At 45.7% G+C, this 1,975-nt stretch carries 2 protein-coding genes; both read left to right on the forward strand.

Translation table 11 applies throughout. The annotated features are described in order from the left end of the window. Positions 1-1,008: DUF4336 domain-containing protein (locus H6F50_RS07530; protein ID WP_190428047.1), on the forward strand; the 1,008-nt coding region annotated here is incomplete at its 5' end. Between the two features lie 130 nt (positions 1,009-1,138). Continuing rightward, positions 1,139-1,654, forward strand: coding sequence for a dihydrofolate reductase family protein (locus H6F50_RS07535; RefSeq protein WP_190428049.1), 516 nt, complete (start codon positions 1,139-1,141; stop codon positions 1,652-1,654). Positions 1,655-1,975 lie beyond the last annotated feature (321 nt).

Genomic DNA, 1,975 nt, shown 5'->3' on the forward strand with positions numbered 1-1,975 from the left:
GTCTATGCGCCTGTTGCGCCGACTCCTGAGTGTATCCGGCTTGTCAAAGAATTGGTAGCAGAACACGGAGATGTCAAGTACATCATCCTACCCACGATTTCTGGACTAGAACACAAAGTCTTCGTGGGTCCCTTTGCGAGATGTTTTCCGCTTGCACAGGTTTTTGTGGCTCCTTCTCAGTGGAGTTTCCCCCTCAATCTCCCCCTCAGTTGGCTGGGTTTGCCTTCCAAACGCACTCAGGTACTTCCACAAGACAGCAGCACTACCCCCTTTGCCAACCAGTTTGACTACGCGATACTAGGTCCCATCTACCTGGGACCGGGTAAGTTCGCGGAAGTTGCATTTTTTCATGCGCGATCGCGCACGCTGCTTGTCACCGACTCGGTAATTTCCATACCAGAAGATCCGCCTGCAATTGTCCAATTAGATCCCTATCCTTTGCTGTTCCATGCCAAGGATAAGGCGTCCGATATAGTTGCCAACACTCAGGCAAATCGCCGGAAGGGATGGCAGCGCATCTCCCTATTTACTTTGTACTTCCAACCAGGCGTGCTAGAAGTACCGAAATGGGGTGATGTGTTTCGCAATGCTCTCAAAGCACCGGAACGTTCTAAGAAAGCTTATTTCGGTTTGTTTCCCTTTAGATGGAAGCCAGATTGGAAGCGGTCGTTCGATGCGCTGCGAGGAGATGGTCGTCTGTTTGTGGCACCAATTCTACAAACTTTGATTCTCAACCGCGCACCGAAAGAAACTATCGAATGGGCAGATAAGGTAGCAAGTTGGGACTTTCAGCGAATTATTCCCTGCCATTTTGACTCGCCAATTCAAGCAGAATCGCATCAGTTTCGACAAGCATTCTCCTTCCTAGAAAAGCAGCCTTCTCAAGGTGCAGGATTGTTCAGCAGCAGCACTTATCCCTTGCCAGAGCAAGATTTTCAACTACTCAAGGTACTAGATAAAGGTCTAAACAAGCTTGGTATCGTGCCGCCAGCAAAGGAAAAGGTGTAGGACGAAATGAATCTATCTTTATCTCCGGTACGCTAAGCGATCGCGCTGAGAACATTACGAATAAGCGTGTTAGGCTGCTGCGGATAATCAATAGTTATAATGCCTTAAGGCTATTTATCAAATTGGTGCCATGCGGAAAGTTATACTGTTCATTGCATCCAGCCTAGACGGTTATATTGCGCGGCAGTCTGGCGACATTGACTGGTTATTCACAGACCAAGATTATGGCTACTCAGAATTCTTTGCTAGTGTTGATACTCTTCTAATGGGTAGGAAAACTTACGAGCAAGTTCTTACTTTCGGCGAGTATCCCTACAAAGGTGTAAAAAGCTATGTCTTTACAAGAAATCCTCTATTTTTAGCAGATAGCAATGCTGAAGTGATAACAGAAGATATCAAGAAATTTGTAGAGCAACTGCGTCAGGTAGAGGGAAAGAATATTTGGTTGGTTGGCGGATCTCAACTGACGCATGAGTTGATGAGCAACAATCTAGTAGATGAACTGATACTTTCCATACACCCGATTGTCTTGGGTGAAGGAATTCCATTATTTGAACATGGAACAAACCCTCAATGTTTAAATTTTACTAAATGTCAAACTTATAGTTCTGGTCTTGTGCAACTGTCTTATGATGTCGTGCATTGAAGCGAATAAATAGTAATAGCGATCGCAAAATATCCCCAGGTGGGATGACGCAGGAAACTCGACCGCTCGTCATTCGCTACATGACAAATAAGGGTGTTAAATACCTAGGGATGGTTCAATAAATATCAGATCACGATATCTATGGTCTTAATGCTTGATGCCCTTAAATCGTTCTTGCGCTGTCTTAAACGCTTCTTGCATCACAGACTGAATTTTCTGCGGATCGGGCTTTTTACCTCCCATTAAGTCACCGAAATAGACGCAGGCACCTTCGCCCAATGACCAGGTGTAGGCAGCTGCCCAGGAAGCAGCGATCGCGCT

The organism is Coleofasciculus sp. FACHB-712, from assembly GCF_014695635.1.
GTDB lineage: Bacteria > Cyanobacteriota > Cyanobacteriia > Cyanobacteriales > FACHB-T130 > FACHB-T130.